Annotated in this window: 14 protein-coding genes; 7 read left to right on the plus strand and 7 right to left on the minus strand. The window is 65.8% G+C overall.

Going from position 1 to position 14280, the window contains the following annotated elements:
* Positions 1-100: 100 nt before the first annotated feature.
* The 6 genes from ACFQ2S_RS20015 to ACFQ2S_RS20040 all read right to left on the minus strand — a co-directional run bounded on the left by ACFQ2S_RS20015 (position 101) and on the right by ACFQ2S_RS20040 (position 6163).
* Entirely contained in the window at positions 101-1426 is a 1326-nt protein-coding gene (locus ACFQ2S_RS20015) for a TRAP transporter large permease (RefSeq protein WP_386077240.1), read from the minus strand.
* Complete coding sequence (locus ACFQ2S_RS20020; RefSeq protein WP_386077242.1) at positions 1426-2025, minus strand: TRAP transporter small permease subunit; 600 nt, start codon at positions 2023-2025, stop codon at positions 1426-1428. The genes ACFQ2S_RS20015 and ACFQ2S_RS20020 overlap by 1 nt, the downstream gene beginning before the upstream one ends.
* A 71-nt stretch (positions 2026-2096) precedes the next feature.
* A complete protein-coding gene (locus ACFQ2S_RS20025) occupies positions 2097-3110 on the minus strand; it encodes a TRAP transporter substrate-binding protein (RefSeq protein ID WP_386077244.1) in 1014 nt (337 codons plus the stop codon).
* A gap of 34 nt (positions 3111-3144) precedes the next feature.
* Positions 3145-4188: an L-idonate 5-dehydrogenase gene (locus ACFQ2S_RS20030; protein WP_386077246.1), complete on the minus strand. Its 1044-nt coding sequence runs from the start codon at positions 4186-4188 to the stop codon at positions 3145-3147.
* A gap of 1 nt (position 4189) precedes the next feature.
* Positions 4190-4957: a glucose 1-dehydrogenase gene (locus ACFQ2S_RS20035; protein WP_386077247.1), complete on the minus strand. Its 768-nt coding sequence runs from the start codon at positions 4955-4957 to the stop codon at positions 4190-4192.
* 9 nt (positions 4958-4966) lie between these two features.
* A complete protein-coding gene (locus ACFQ2S_RS20040; protein WP_386077249.1) occupies positions 4967-6163 on the minus strand; it encodes a mandelate racemase/muconate lactonizing enzyme family protein in 1197 nt (398 codons plus the stop codon).
* Between the two features lie 226 nt (positions 6164-6389).
* Between ACFQ2S_RS20040 and ACFQ2S_RS20045 the strand changes: the two genes are divergently transcribed.
* Complete coding sequence (locus ACFQ2S_RS20045; protein ID WP_386077251.1) at positions 6390-7058, plus strand: FadR/GntR family transcriptional regulator; 669 nt, start codon at positions 6390-6392, stop codon at positions 7056-7058.
* A gap of 68 nt (positions 7059-7126) precedes the next feature.
* Here the strand turns inward: ACFQ2S_RS20045 and ftrA are convergent, their stop codons facing one another.
* Positions 7127-8116 carry a transcriptional regulator FtrA gene (gene ftrA, locus ACFQ2S_RS20050; RefSeq protein WP_386077253.1) on the minus strand — a complete coding sequence of 330 codons (990 nt, stop codon included), beginning with the start codon at positions 8114-8116 and terminating at the stop codon, positions 7127-7129.
* Positions 8117-8210: 94 nt separating this feature from the next.
* On the opposite strand from ftrA, the gene ACFQ2S_RS20055 reads away from it, so the two are divergent.
* The 6 genes from ACFQ2S_RS20055 to ACFQ2S_RS20080 all read left to right on the plus strand — a co-directional run bounded on the left by ACFQ2S_RS20055 (position 8211) and on the right by ACFQ2S_RS20080 (position 14248).
* Positions 8211-8648: a rhodanese-like domain-containing protein gene (locus tag ACFQ2S_RS20055; protein ID WP_386077255.1), complete on the plus strand. Its 438-nt coding sequence runs from the start codon at positions 8211-8213 to the stop codon at positions 8646-8648.
* A gap of 231 nt (positions 8649-8879) precedes the next feature.
* Positions 8880-9959 (plus strand): TRAP transporter substrate-binding protein, encoded by a 1080-nt coding sequence (locus ACFQ2S_RS20060; RefSeq protein ID WP_386077257.1) that lies wholly within the window; start codon positions 8880-8882, stop codon positions 9957-9959.
* A gap of 5 nt (positions 9960-9964) precedes the next feature.
* Positions 9965-10489, plus strand: a complete 525-nt coding sequence (locus tag ACFQ2S_RS20065) for a TRAP transporter small permease subunit (protein WP_386077258.1) — start codon at positions 9965-9967, stop codon at positions 10487-10489.
* 11 nt (positions 10490-10500) lie between these two features.
* A complete protein-coding gene (locus ACFQ2S_RS20070) occupies positions 10501-11826 on the plus strand; it encodes a TRAP transporter large permease (protein ID WP_386077260.1) in 1326 nt (441 codons plus the stop codon).
* 3 nt (positions 11827-11829) lie between these two features.
* Positions 11830-13416: a gamma-glutamyltransferase family protein gene (locus ACFQ2S_RS20075; protein WP_386077262.1), complete on the plus strand. Its 1587-nt coding sequence runs from the start codon at positions 11830-11832 to the stop codon at positions 13414-13416.
* 4 nt (positions 13417-13420) lie between these two features.
* Complete coding sequence (locus tag ACFQ2S_RS20080; RefSeq protein WP_386077263.1) at positions 13421-14248, plus strand: sulfite exporter TauE/SafE family protein; 828 nt, start codon at positions 13421-13423, stop codon at positions 14246-14248.
* Positions 14249-14280: the final 32 nt, after the last annotated feature.

Genomic DNA, 14280 nt, shown 5'->3' on the forward strand with positions numbered 1-14280 from the left:
GGACCTCCACTGACGCAGGATGCCTGACGGCTTCAGCGGCTCTGAAAAAGAACTCCGCGCCGCCTGACGGGCGGCGCGGAGCAGTGTCTATTCGCAAAGGTCAGTCGAACCAGAACAGCGCGATTTGCGGGAAGGCGACGAGCAGTCCGACGGCCAGCACCTGCATCGCGATGAAGGGCATGAGCGAGCGGAAGATGATGCCGAGCGTGATGTCGTCCGGAACCACCGACTTCAGGTAGAAGGCGGCCGGGCCGAAGGGCGGCGACAGAAAGCTCACTTGCATGTTCATGCAGAAGACGACGCCGAACCAGATCGGGTCCAGCCCGAGGTTGCGGATGATCGGCACGAAGATCGGCATCGTCAGCAGCGCCACCCCGACCCAGTCGAGGAAGGCGCCGAGCACGAAGAGGATTGCCATCATGAAGAGCACGATCACCGTCGGGTTGTCCGAGATGCCGTACATCAGGTCGGAAATGAACTTGATGCCGCCCATCAGGTTGTAGACCCCGACGAGCGCGGTGGCACCGATGCCGATCCAGACGATCATGCCCACGGTGGCGAGCGTCTGCATTGCGGCACCGCGCAGCAGGCCCCAGGAGAACTCGCCCCGAACGACCGTGGAGAGCAGCACGCCGCCCACACCGACCGCCGAGGCTTCCGTGACCGAGGCGATGCCGCCGTAGATCGAACCGAGCACGGCGATGACCACCAGGATCGGCAGGACCAGTCCCTTGAGGAGCCGCATCTTTTCCTCGGGCGCGATCCTCTCCATCTGCGGCGGGGGTACCGCGCCCGGGGTAAAGTAGGCCCGGAAGAGCACGTAGAGCACGTAGAACGAGGCCAGCATGAAGCCCGGCACGAAGGCCGCGGTGAACAGGTCGCCGATCGAGACCGAGGCGGTGAGGCCGTAGATGATGAGCACGATCGAGGGCGGCACCATGGTGCCGAGCGCCCCGCCCGCGCAGACCACGCCGATGGAGAGGTTCCGGTCATAGCCCTGGCGCAGCATCTGCGGAAGCGCGAGCAGGCCGAGCAACACGACCTCGCCGCCAATGATGCCGGACATGGCCGCCAGGATCACCGCGACGAAGATGGTCTGCACGGCGACGCCGCCCTTGATCCGGCCGCCGACCAGTTTCATCGCGTCGAACAGGTCGCGCGCGATGCCCGATCTGTCGAGGATGGCCGCCATCAGCACGAACATGGGCACCGAGACGAAGACGAAACTCTCGACGAAGGTGTAGATGCGCGAGGAGATGACCTGCACCGCCATCGGCCCGAAGCCGAGCAGCGCGAAAGTGAGCGCAACGAGCAGCGTCACGAAGGCAAGCGGCATACCGGTGAGCAGCAGCAGCACCATCAGGCCGAACATCATCATCGTCGAGTTGCCGATGCCGATGGCGGCGAAATCGAGGATCGCGTTCATCAGTTGGTCTCCTCGGCCGGACGGCGGATGTAGTTCCAGGTCAGGATCAGGAACTGGATGGTCATCAGGATCATCACGATCAGCAAGAATGTCTTAACCAGAGCCGGCGCAGGCGGGTTCCAGGCGGAGCCAGAGCGCTCCATTCGGAAGTCGCCGGTGGGCGTGAACAGCGCCTTGGTCGACATGATCCAGGCCGCATAGGTGAAGAACCCGGCGGCGATGAAGGAGGCGAAGGAGATGATGATATTGACCACGCGCCGCACCTTCGGCGGCAGGATGTCATAGATCAGCACGACTCGGATGTGGCTGTTGCGCGAGGCGCAGTAGAGCCCGCCGTAAAGGAAGGAGATGCCGCAGAGAAAGGTCGTGGTTTCGTGCGCCCAGACCGTCGGGCTGTTCAGCACGTAGCGCAGGAAAACCTCGATCAGCAGGATGCAGGCGGAAGCACAGATCGCGACGGCAAAGAAAATGCCGCCGGCGTTGATAATCCTGCCAAACTGGCCCGCTTCGGGAACGGCGCCGCGATCGACCTTGCGGGTAGGTGTTTCCACCTCGGCCAGCGGGTCCGGCCCGGGGGTCATTTCTGTCTTGTCTGTCATTGCGAGAACTGCCCGTCCGAAGGGAAAGGGGGCGGGCCATGCGCTGGCCCGCCCGCGTCGTCATGCCTGGTTTAGTTCAGCAGGCCGTTCTCGGTGAGGTAGGTGGTCAGCGTCTCGTAGACCTTCTGGGCCATCGGCGAGCCTTCGGCGAGCGACTTCCACTCTTCTTTGGCGAGAGCCCGGAACTTGGCGCGCTCCTCGGGGGACCAGTTGTGCACGGTGATGCCCTCGGCCTCGGCCGCCGCGACAGCAGCCTGGTCGCGCTCCATCAGACCGCCAACCTGGGTCTCCTGGAAGACCTTCACGGAATCGTAGAACGCCTTCTGGATGTCCTCGGGCAGCGCGTCCCACTTGGCCTTGTTCATCGAGACCTCGACGAGCGGCAGCGAGTGGAAGCCCGGGTAGACCGGGTGTTTGGCGATCTCGTTCAGACCCTGCTCGTTGTTGACCGAGAACACCGAGTAGTCGGCGGCGTCGATCACGCCCTTGTCGAGCGCAGTGTAGACCTCGGAGGCCGGCAGGTTCACCGGGGCGGCGCCTGCAGCGCGGAATACGTTGGCGATGGCGCCTTCGGGCGAACGCATCTTCACGCCCTTCAGGTCATCCACGCCGTCGAGCGGCACCTTGGACACGAAGGCTTCGAGGCCGGGGGTCGATACGCCGATGAAGTAGACGCCATAGGGCTCCTGCAGCTCGCGCATCAGCTCTGCGCCGCCGCCGTTCTCGACGAAATCGATCATTTGGGCCGGGTCCGACCACGCGCCCACCGGGTTGGCGATCAGTCCGAAGGCCGGGTCCTTGCCGGTGAAATAGGAGGTGTCGCAGATATGGCCGTCGAGGATACCGGCGCCGACAGCGTCCAGCGTTTCCTTGTAGTCCACGATGGTGCCGACGGGCAGCATCTCGACCACGACCTTGCCGTCGGTCATCTCCTTGAGAACCTCGGTCCAGCCGACCTGGTACTCGAAGTTCGGGTTGCCGGCCGGGTCCGACGACTGGAACCGGAAGCTGTATTCCTGCGCCGAGGCGCCAAAGGCCATCAGGCCCAGTGCAATGACGGATGTGAAGAGACGTGTGTGCTTCATGGTATCCTCCCTGGAGTGTTGAAGCGGTTGTGACTCAGTTCTCGCCGAAGCGAAGTTGCACCTTCATCGCCTGCGCCTTGTCCGAGGCGAAGTCGAAGGCGGCGATGGCGTCCTCCATCGGGAAGACACCGGTCAGGACCGGAGCGAGGTCGACCCGCCCGCGGTCGATCAGCTCCGCGGCGACCGCGAACTCGTGGTCGAAACGGAACGAACCGGAAAGCTTGATCTCCTTTGTCACGACAAGGCTCAGCGGCAGCACGGGTTCGCTGCCGAGGCCCACGGTCACGATATGCCCGCGCGGCCGGACGACCTCGCAGGCGGCCTTGAGTGCGGGCGCCGCGCCGGAGCATTCGAACACCACGTCGATCTGCCCCTTGCCGGCCCGCTCCGCATCGAGTGCGCCGGGCTCCTCGGAAAGGTCGATGCAGCGGGTCGCACCCATCGCCGCCGCGATCTTGAGCGGGGCCGCGGCGATATCGGTGACGATGATCTCCGCCGCCCCCGCGAGCCTGGCCGCGGCGACGCAAAGGCAGCCGATCGGGCCGCTGCCCGAGATCAGCACCCGCTTGCCAAGCAGCGAACCGACCTGGTTCACAGCATGCAGGCAGACCGAGAACGGCTCGCAGAGCGCGGCCAGCGCCAGATCCGTCTCCGGCGAGACCCGAACGACGAGTTCGGCCGGCACCGTCACCTCGGCGCGGAACAGCCCCTGCTCATGCGGCATCCGCATCGCGGAGCCGTTGAACCGCATGTCGAGGCATTCGTTGCGCATGTCGCGCTTGCAGTAGTCGCAGGTGCCACAGGGCCGCGAAGGATTGATCGCGACCTTGTCGCCAACGGCGAGCCCGCCGACGCCCGCGCCCAGTTCGGTGACGACGCCCGAAACCTCGTGCCCGAGCGCCATAGGCTGCTGAATGCGCACGGTGCCGAAGCCGCCGTCGTGATAGTAATGCAGGTCCGAACCGCAGATCCCGCCGCGGGCAACGGCCACACGGACCTCGCCCTCGGCCGGCACGGCTGCCTCTGCAATCTCCTCGACGCGAAGATCGTGCGGGGCGTGAATGACGACAGCTTTCATGTCAAAGCACCGAGATCATGCCGCCATCCACATAGATGAGCTGGCCATTGACGTAGTTGGACGCGTCGGAGGCGAGGTAGATCGCGGTTCCGGCCATCTCCTCCGGCTGGCCCCAGCGGCGGGCAGGCGTCCGTCCCTTGACCCAAGCGTCGAATTCCGGGTTCTCGATCAGCGCCGTGTTCATCTCGGTCGCCATGTAACCCGGACCGATGGCGTTGGTCTGGATGCCCTTGTCGCCCCATTCGGCGGCCATGTTCTTGGTCAGCATCTTAACACCGCCCTTGGCTGCGGCGTAGGGCGTCACGGTGGCGCGCCCCAGATCGGACAGCAGCGAGCCGATGTTGATGATCTTGCCGTGGCCGCGCGGCAGCATCCGCTTCGCCGCCTCGCGGGCGCAGATGAACACCGCCGTGAGGTTCACGTCGATCACCCGCTGCCAGTCGGCGGTGTCGAGCTCGATGATCGGCTTGCGGAACTGGATGCCGGCGTTGTTGACCAGGATGTCGACCGCCACGCCATCGGCGTCGAGCTTCTCGAAGGCGGCGACGATCTCGGCTTCGCTTGCCACGTCGAAGGCCGCACCGAGCACGTCGTAGCCTTGCGCCTTCATCTCCTCGACGGCCGAGTCGAGCCGCGCCGCGTTCACACCGTTGAGAATGACCCGCGCGCCGGCGGCCGCCATTCCCTCGGCCATGGCCCGGCCGAGGCCGCGGGACGATCCGGTGATCAGGGCGGTCTTGCCGCTGAGATCGAAAAGTTTCGTGCTCATGTTCTTTCCTCAGAGTTCGGATAGGCGCGTAGTCAGGTCGGTGCGGTCGAAGAAGCCGGGCTGCAATTCGGTGCCGAGGCCCGGGCCCTCCATCGGGTAGACGTAGCCGCCCTCGATCCGCGGCACTTCCGTGACCAGGTCGCGATACCAACCCTTGTAGAAGGCGCGCACGGATTCCTGGATCAGGGTGTTTGGCTGACTGAAGCTCATGTGGATCGCCGCAGCGAAGCCCACCGGGCCGATGCAATCATGCGGGGCGAAAGGGCGATGGTAGGTCTCGGCCATGGCGGCGATCTTGCGGCCCTCGGTCAGCCCGCCGGTCCAGCAGAGATCGGCCATCACGACGTGGCAGGCGTCGCGGTCGAGGAATTCCTTGTAGGCGTAGCGGGAGCCCAGCGTCTCGGAGGCACAGGTCCAGACATCCGTGGAGCGGGCGAATTCGGCCAGTGCCTGCGGCGAGTTCATCCGGATCGCATCTTCGTACCAGGTGGGCTCGAAGGGCTCGAGCGCGCGGGCGATCTTCTTGGCGGTCGGCAGGTTCCACAGCGAGTGGAGCTCGACCATGATCTCAATCCGGTCCCCTACCGCGTTGCGGATCTGCTCGAAGGGCCGGATCGCAGCCTTCATCTGCTCGGCGGTAATGTAGAGCCCCTTGTTCTCCATCGCCGGCGGATCGAAGGGCCAGATCTTCATCGCGGTGATGCCGTTGTCGAGCAGGTCTTCGGCAAGCGCGCCCGCATCGGTCATGAAGGCCTGCAGATCCTCGTACTGCCCGCCCTCGCCGAAGTTCCAGGTGTCCACCGGCTTGATCTTGGTGGTGGAGACATAGCGGGTGCCTGCGCAGGTGTTGTAGACCCGCATCCTCTCGAAGCAGAGCCCGCCGAGCATCTGGTGCACCGGCAGCCCCGCGACCTTGCCGAAGAGGTCCCAGAGCGCGATGTCGATGGCCGAACAGGCCCGGTACTCGACGCCGGTGGAGCTCTGTGCGTTCGGCAGGTTCAGCATCTCCTTGTGCAGCGCCTCGATATGCAGCGGGTTCTGCCCGAGCAGGCGACTGGCGAGCGTGTCGTGGATATGCGCCTCGACGGCGGCGGCGCCATAGAAGGTCTCGCCAAGTCCGGTCACGCCTTCGTCCGTCTCGACATGCACCCAAAGGACGTTCTGGTGCGCCTCGACCCTGAAGGTCCGGATGGCGGTGATCTTCATGTCGCTGTTCTCCTCCAGAGATTCTGCGAACGATTCGATCGTCTCGACCTAGCTCGAAACGGTCGCCTCCTCCGGCCCGATTCGATCATTTTGTTGCCATTTGATACGACGGCAAGATATCATTTGAAAGACAGAATTGATCAAGTGATACGACGATATGGGCAAACCTATCATACAATCTGGCGATATCGACTCGAGAAAATCATCGAGCCTTGTCGAGCGGACGATGTCGGATATCAGAAAATTCATTCGCGACAATGAGTTGCGGGTGGGGGATGTTCTACCCTCCGAAACCGCCATGGCCAACCAGCTCGGGGTGTCGCGTACTGTCGCACGGGAGGCGCTGCGGGGACTCGCGGCGCTCCGGATTCTCGAAGTCGGCAACGGCCGGCGGGCCCGAGTCGCCAATGCGACGGCCGAAACCGTCAGCGCGATTCTCGATCACACAACCTATACGAAGCAGGTTTCGGTGGTTCAAATCCAGGATGTGCGCCGGACGCTCGAAATGCGCACGGTCAGTCTTGCGGCATTGCATCGCAGCGGGGAGGAGGCGCGCCAACTCCTCGAGACGATCGACGGCATGATGGAGGCGGTCAAGAGAGACGACCCGCACAGCGTCATGGAGCTGGACATCCTGTTTCACGAGATCATCGCCCGCGCCTCGGGCAACCCGCTCTACTCCGTGCTCCTCGACGGCTTCCGCATCATCACGCGGCAGACCTGGGATATCGGCTGGCGCGCCCGAGCGACCTATGAAAGCAGGGTAGAGAACATCAAGTGCCATGAGCGCATCGCGACGGCCGTCATGGCACAGGACGCGGCGCGGGCCGAGGCGGCCATGTCGGAGCATTTCGACAGCTCCTTCATGGTTCTTTTGCGGGCAGGCGTGAGCTGACGCCACCGCACCCGCTTGCTCCACGCAGAAAGCGGCCCGTCAGGGTCTGCATGCCGGCACTCGTCGATTTACCCGAACGCGGCCCTGTAGCGCGACGGTGGCAGCCCTTTTAAGCGCGAGAACTCGCGGCGAAAGCTCTCGGGGCTGCCGAATCCGGAGGCCAGCGCGATGTCCGTGAGCGTGGCATCTGTGGTCTCGAGCAGCATCGCTGCATGAGCCACTCGCATGGAGGTCAGCCAGCCCAGGGGCGTGTCGCCGACCGTCGCGTGGAACCTGCGGGTCAGCGTGCGCGGCGACAGGCCCGCGAGGTCCGCCATTCGGGCAACGGGCCAGTCCTCGGCCAGACCGCCCAGGATCCTGTCGAGCAGAGGCGCTATGCGTCCGCCGCGCCCTTGCGGCACCGGCGCCTGAACGAACTGGCGTTGCCCTCCGTCTCGGTGGGCGTGCAGCACCAGCCGGCGCGCCACGGCGTTCGCATGACGCGCGCCCCAGTCGCTCCGGACGATGTGCAGGCAGAGATCGAGCCCCGCAGCCGACCCGGCGGAAGTCAGGACCGATCCGTCGTCGATGTAGAGCACATCGGCATCCACTTCGATGTCGGGATGGCGTTCGGACAGCGTCTCGACATACCGCCAGTGAGTCGTGGCCCGTCGGTGGTCGAGCAGCCCTGCGGCTGCGAGAACGAACACGCCAGAACAGATGGAGGCCACCCTTGCGCCGCGATCGTGCGCCGCCCGCAGTGCCATCACGAGCGCCTCCGGCACAGGTGCATCCACGCCGCGCCAGCCCGGCACGAGAATCAGGTCCGCCTCGGAAAGCGCACTGAGGTCATGGGTCGCCTCGACAGTCACGCCTCCGGTCGCCCGCAACGGCCCCTCGTCGACCGCGACTGTCCGGAATCTGTACCACGGATCGAATTCCGGCCGGGGCAGGCCGAAGACCTCGACGCCGATCCCGAATTCGAAGGTGCACAGACCGTCATAGGCCAAAAGGCAGACCAGTGGGCCGACGTCCTCCGTGCGGGGATATTTCGAGCTGGGCGGGGTGGTGGAAGGCATTTGACCGTATCTGACCGACAGTTGTCCATTCGGACACTACCCGCCAGCCGCGCCGCCGCACAAGATCGCCAACGTCACTGCGAAAGGATTCATCATGCCCCTCCCCTCCTCCGTTGCCGAAGTGCCCGCCGCCGCTAGCCAGGACGCCCAGCGCCATTTCGAGGCCAAGCTGGCCTTCGAGACCGATTGCTGGGACGTCCACGACAGCCTGTCGAAACAGGCCGGCGACTTCGTCCTGCTCGATGTGCGGGGCCCGGCGCTCTATCGGGGCGGTCACGTGCCGGGCGCGCTGAACCTTCCGCACGGCAAGATCACCGCGCACCGGATGTCGGACTGGTCCGAAGATACCCTGTTCGTCGTCTACTGCGCGGGTCCGCACTGCAACGGCGCTGACAAGGCAGCGGTGCGCCTCGCGCGACTGGGGCGGCCGGTGAAGCTGATGATCGGCGGGATCACCGGCTGGACCGACGAGGGTTTCGCGCTGGCGAGCGGCGACGCGCAGTCCTCGGTGCCGGAGGCCGAAGCCGGCTGATCCCGACGGAACGCGGCATCACCCGATTCAGCCGCATCCATGCAAGTTTCGCGGGGCCGCTGCACACCAGCGCTTATCATACTGCCTATTTTGTATTCTTTTCTGGCCATCATTAATAAAATTGTATACAAAATGACGCGCACCGCTGCGCTCGAAGCCCCAAACGGCTTCAAACCCTCATGTCTGTCGGGTTCCTGAACCCATGCTCTAGCGACCAGGAAAGGATCTCCCATGGACAGACGCAAATTCATCGCAGCCGGTGCCACCCTCGCGGCGGCGCCCCTCGCCGCCCCGACGATCGCGCGGGCCCAGACCTCCTTCAGCTGGAAGATGACGAACGCCTACGGGCCCGGCTCGCCGTTCTACGTCGAAGGCCCCGGCAGCCCGACCGATTTCTGCAAGAAGGTCGAGGCGATGTCCGACGGCCGGCTCAAGATCCAGCACTTCGCCGCCGGCGAGCTGATCCCCGCGCTCGAAGGCTTCGACGCCGTGCGCTCCGGCGCGGTCGAGATGAACGCCGCCAACGCCTATTTCTGGGCCGGCAAGATCCCAGCGGCGCAGTATTTCACCACCGTGCCCTTCGGGCTGAACTTTCAGGGCATGAACGCCTGGCTCTACCACGCCGGCGGCATGGAACTCTGGGACGAACTCTACGAGCCGCTTGGCCTCAAGGCCTTCCCGATGGGCAATACCGGCGTCCAGATGACCGGCTGGTTCCGCAAGCCGATCGAAAGCGTGGCGGATTTCCAGGACCTGAAGATGCGGATCCCCGGCCTCGCCGGCAAGGTCTACGCGGCGCTCGGCGTCGACGTGAAGCTGCTGCCCGGCGGCGAGATCTTCCCGGCGCTGGAGCGCGGCGTGATCGATGCGGCGGAGTTTGTCGGCCCCTACCAGGACCGCCGCCTCGGACTGCAGAACGCGGCCAAGTACTACTACACCACCGGCTGGCACGAGCCGTCCAACGTGACCGAACTGCTGATCAACGCCAACGCCTGGTCCAGCCTGCCCGCCGACCTGCAGGCGATCGTCCAGACGGCCGCGATGGCCTGCAACCTCGAGAGCCACACCTGGTGCGAGGCCAACAACGCCGCCGCGCTGAAGGACATGGTGGCGAACGACGGCGTGATCGCGAGTGTCCTGCCCGAAGACGTGGTGATGGAGCTGAAATCCGTGACCGACACGGTTCTGGCCGAATTCGCCGCGCAGGACGCCGAGGCAGCCAAGGTCCACGAGGCCTTCATGACGTTCAAGGCCGAGCACGCCGAATGGGCTGCGCTTTCCGAGCAGCCCTACCACAACCTGCCGGCGTGAGTGCGATGACCGCCTTGCTCGACAAGATCGCGAACGGTGCCTCCGGCATCGTTCGCATCACCGGCCAGGTCGCCGCATGGAGCGGCCTGGCACTGGTTCTGCTGGTCGCCTTTAACGTGCTCGCCCGCTACCTTTTCTCCTTCGGCACGGTGGCGCTGCAGGAGGCCGAATGGCACCTGATGGCCGTGGGCGCTCTGTTCGGAATGGCCTATGGGCTCAACCAGGGCGGCGAGGTGCGGGTGGATATCTTCCACGCCCGGATGCGTCCCCGCGCCCGCGCCGCCGTCGACCTTTTTGCCAGCCTCTGCATGGGAGCGACCGCGCTCATCATCGCCTGGCTCAGCATCGCCTACGTCCAGAGCAGCTTCGCCATCAACGAAGGCTCCCCCGATCCCGGCGGCCTGGGCTACCGCTACATCCTGAAAGCCTGCATGCCGGTCGCCTTTGCGCTCCTCGCGCTGCAGAACATCGCCATGACGGCTGAGCACCTGCGGGACCTGATCCGTCCCCGCCCGCTCGCAGAAGACTGAGACCTGCCAAGATGCCATTCACCGAAATTCTCGCCCTCTGCATGATCGGGGCGTTCTTCATCCTGCTGCTGGGCGGCGTTCCCGTGGCCGCCTGCCTCGGGATTACCGGTCTCGTGTTCGGCTATGCCGGGTTCGGACCGTTCCTGTTCTCGCTGCTGCCGGCCCGCGTCTTCGGCGTTATCACCAATTACACGCTTCTTGCGCTGCCGCTGTTCATCTTCATGGGGATCATGCTGGAGAAGTCACGGATCGCCGAGGAATTACTGGATGTCATAGGGCTCGCCATGGGCGGGCTGCGGGGCGGCATGGCGCTCGCGATCATCCTGGTCGGTGTACTGATGGGCGCGGCCTCCGGCGTTGTCGGCGCGACAGTCGTAACCGTCGGCCTGATCGCCCTCGGGCCGATCATCCGCCGCGGCTACGACACCGGCGTGGCCTGCGGGGTGATCTGCGCCTCCGGCACGCTGGGCCAGATCATCCCGCCCAGCCTCGTGCTGATCCTGCTCGCAGACATCCTCGGCGAATCCGTCGGCACCCTGTTCGCCGCCGCGCTGTTCCCCGGCCTGCTGCTGGCGGGCCTCTTCGTGGCCTATGTGCTGATCCTCGGCGTCCTGCGACCCGAGGCCGTCCCGGCGATCCCCCGTGAGGAGCGGGCGCAGTACACTGGCCGCCAACTGGCGGGCAAACTGCTCAAGGTGGTGTTCCCGCCCATTGCGCTGATCGTGCTGGTCCTCGGGTCCATCATCGGCGGCGTGGCCGCGCCCACGGAAGCCGCCTCGATGGGCGCCTTCGGCAGCATCCTTCTCGCCGCCCTGTCGGGCCGCCTGGACTACGCCATCCTTCGCGACACAGTGCGCGCCGCCTTCGTGACCAGCGCCATGGTGTTCCTGATCCTGATCTTCGCCCAGCCTTTCGGTCTGGCCTTCCGCGGCCTCGGCGGCGAGAAACTGGTGCAGGATGCCTTCTCGATCGTTCCGGGCGGGCTGAACGGACAGATCTTCTTTCTCATGCTGCTGCTCTTCGTTCTCGGCTTCTTCCTCGAATGGATCGAGATCTCCTACATCGCGCTGCCGCTGTTCCTGCCGATCTTTCACAATGCCGGCGTGGACATGGCCTGGATCGCCATTCTCGTCGCGGTGAACCTGCAGACCTCGTTCCTCACGCCCCCCTTCGGCTGGGCGCTGTTCTTTCTGAAGGGCGTCGCCCCGCCGTCGGTCTCGACCGCCGCAATTTACAAGGGGGTGATCCCCTTTATCGGGTTGCAACTGATCGGGCTTCTGATGGTGTTCTTGTTCCCGGGCCTGGCCGTCTGGCTGCCCAATTCAATCGGATGGTAAGTCATGCTGCACTCTGCTCTCGGCTTTAACGGAGCCATAACCGCCCCCCACCGCGCCGCCGCGCTGGCCGGACGCGACATCCTGGAGGCCGGCGGCACCGCCATCGAGGCGATGGTCGCCGCCGCGGCGACGATTGCAGTCACCTACCCGCACATGAACGGGATCGGAGGTGACGGGTTCTGGATCATCCACCGCCCCGGTCAGGCGCCGGTCGGCATCTCCGCCTGCGGGCAGGCCGCGGCGCTGGCCACGCCGGAATGGTACGCCGAGCGAGGACATACCGACGCCATCCCGGCGCGCGGCGGAATGGCCGCCCTGACCGCCCCCGGCACCATTTCCGGCTGGGAGATGGCGCTCGCCCTCGTGCCCGAGGCTCGCCGCTTGCCGCTGGAGCGCCTGCTCGGCCAGGCCATCGCCTATGCGGAGGACGGCATCGCCGTCACCGGCAACCAGTCGGTCACGACGGCCGAGAAGCTGGAGGGCCTCCGCGATGTGCCGGGCTTCGCAGAGACCTTCCTCGTCGATGGCGAGGTGCCCGCACCGGGACATCGCCTGCGGCAGGCGGCGCTGGCCAAGACCCTCTCCACCCTCGCCCGCGACGGGCTGCGCACCTTCTACGAAGGCCCGATCGCAGAGGCGCATGCGGCGTGGCTCGAGGCCAACGGAAGCCCGCTGCGGCTGGAGGATTTCGCCGCCTGCCGAGCTCGTGAGGTGACCCCGCTTACCGTCCGGACCTCGCATGGCACGCTCTACAACATGACCGCGCCCACCCAGGGCGTGACCTCGCTGATGATCCTCGCCCTGTTCGACCGGCTCGGGGTCACCGAGGGCGAGGGCTTCGATCACCTGCACGGCCTGATCGAGGCGACCAAGCAAGCCTTCCTGCTGCGCAACGCCGGGCTCGGCGATCCGGACAGCATGGAAGAGCCGGCGCAGGCCTGGCTCGACGACGCACGGCTCGACGCGCTCGCGGCCTGCATCGACCGCGAGACCGCCCTGCCTTGGCCGCATAAGCCCAAGGACGGCGACACAATCTGGATGGGCGCCGCGGATGCCGACGGCACCGTGGTCAGCTTCATCCAGAGCGTGTTCTGGGAGTTCGGCTCCGGCCTGGTCTGCCCCGAGACCGGCGTGTTCTTCCAGAACCGCGGCGCGGGCTTCTCGCTCGCTCCCGGCCCGAACCAGCTCGCCCCCGGGAAGCGGCCGTTCCATACCCTGAACCCGGCACTGGCCCAGCTCGGCGACGGGCGGGTGATAGCCTATGGCACGATGGGCGGCGAAGGTCAGCCACAGACGCAATCGGCCGTCTTCAGCCGGCACGTGCAATTCGGGATGGACCTCCAGCAGGCCGTGACCGCGCCGCGATGGCTGCTCGGCAAGACCTGGGGCGAGGCGACCACCTCGCTCAAGCTCGAAGGCCGCTTCGACCCCGGGGTCGTGGAGGCCCTGCGGAACGCGGGGCACGACGTTGAGATCATTCCGCCCTACTCCGACATGGCCGGCCATGCGGGCGCCATCGTGCGGCACCCCGACGGGTTGCTCGAGGCGGCAACGGACCCGCGCTCCGACGGCGCGGCAGTGAGCTACTGACCCCATGACAGACCTGACACTGCTACAGATCCTGCCGCTCGTGCTGGGCGTCGCGGCGACCGCCATCGTGGCCGGGCTGATGGCCGGGCTGCTCGGCGTCGGAGGCGGGATCGTGATCGTCCCGGTGCTCTTCTGGATCCTCTCGCTCACCGACTTCCCCCCGGAACTCGCCATGCACATGTCGGTCGCCACCTCGCTGGCGACGATCGTCTTTACCTCCGTCTCCTCGGCGCGATCCCACTTCAAGCGCGGGTCGGTGGACACGCGGCTCCTGCGAATCTGGGGGCCGGGCATCGTGGCGGGCGCGCTGACCGGCGGGCTTGCGGCCAAGTTCATCGACGCCGACGGGCTGAAGCTGATCTTCGGCTGCATCGCGCTGCTGGTCGCACTCAACATGGCCAGCCCGAAGACGCTCGTGCTGAGCGACGACCTTCCCAAAAGGGGCTGGGTCAACGCCGCGATCTCCTACGTGATCGGCGGGTTCAGCTCGCTTATGGGGATCGGCGGCGGCACGCTCTCCGTTCCGATCCTCAGCGCCTTTTCCGTCGAGATCCGTCGGGCCGTGGGTACGGCGGCCGCCTTCGGCTTCCTGATCGCGGTGCCGGCAGCGATCGGTTTCGTGATCTCGGGGCTCGGCGTGCCTGACCGGCCGCCGCTCTCGCTGGGCTACATCAGCATTCCGGCCGCCCTGCTCATCCTGCCCTTCACCGTGAGCTTCGCTCCCGTCGGCGCCGCACTCGCGCATCGGCTGGACGGCAAGTGGATCAAGCGCGCCTTCGCGCTGTTCCTGGGAATCACGGCCCTGCGGATGCTGTCGGCGGCCCTGGGCTGACGCATCGGGGTGTGCCGTTGTGGCGGCGCTCC

The organism is Tropicimonas aquimaris (genome assembly GCF_042676185.1).
GTDB lineage: Bacteria > Pseudomonadota > Alphaproteobacteria > Rhodobacterales > Rhodobacteraceae > Tropicimonas > Tropicimonas aquimaris.

Coding starts and splice junctions, on each gene's coding strand:
- ACFQ2S_RS20065 (WP_386077258.1), top strand. CDS start 9,965: ATGACCGCCTTGCTCGACAAGATCGCGAACGGTGCCTCCGGCATCGTT.
- ACFQ2S_RS20020 (WP_386077242.1), bottom strand. CDS start 2,025: ATGACAGACAAGACAGAAATGACCCCCGGGCCGGACCCGCTGGCCGAG.
- ACFQ2S_RS20055 (WP_386077255.1), top strand. CDS start 8,211: ATGCCCCTCCCCTCCTCCGTTGCCGAAGTGCCCGCCGCCGCTAGCCAG.
- ACFQ2S_RS20045 (WP_386077251.1), top strand. CDS start 6,390: ATGTCGGATATCAGAAAATTCATTCGCGACAATGAGTTGCGGGTGGGG.
- ACFQ2S_RS20025 (WP_386077244.1), bottom strand. CDS start 3,110: ATGAAGCACACACGTCTCTTCACATCCGTCATTGCACTGGGCCTGATG.
- ftrA (WP_386077253.1), bottom strand. CDS start 8,116: ATGCCTTCCACCACCCCGCCCAGCTCGAAATATCCCCGCACGGAGGAC.
- ACFQ2S_RS20015 (WP_386077240.1), bottom strand. CDS start 1,426: ATGAACGCGATCCTCGATTTCGCCGCCATCGGCATCGGCAACTCGACG.
- ACFQ2S_RS20070 (WP_386077260.1), top strand. CDS start 10,501: ATGCCATTCACCGAAATTCTCGCCCTCTGCATGATCGGGGCGTTCTTC.
- ACFQ2S_RS20080 (WP_386077263.1), top strand. CDS start 13,421: ATGACAGACCTGACACTGCTACAGATCCTGCCGCTCGTGCTGGGCGTC.
- ACFQ2S_RS20030 (WP_386077246.1), bottom strand. CDS start 4,188: ATGAAAGCTGTCGTCATTCACGCCCCGCACGATCTTCGCGTCGAGGAG.
- ACFQ2S_RS20060 (WP_386077257.1), top strand. CDS start 8,880: ATGGACAGACGCAAATTCATCGCAGCCGGTGCCACCCTCGCGGCGGCG.
- ACFQ2S_RS20035 (WP_386077247.1), bottom strand. CDS start 4,957: ATGAGCACGAAACTTTTCGATCTCAGCGGCAAGACCGCCCTGATCACC.
- ACFQ2S_RS20040 (WP_386077249.1), bottom strand. CDS start 6,163: ATGAAGATCACCGCCATCCGGACCTTCAGGGTCGAGGCGCACCAGAAC.
- ACFQ2S_RS20075 (WP_386077262.1), top strand. CDS start 11,830: ATGCTGCACTCTGCTCTCGGCTTTAACGGAGCCATAACCGCCCCCCAC.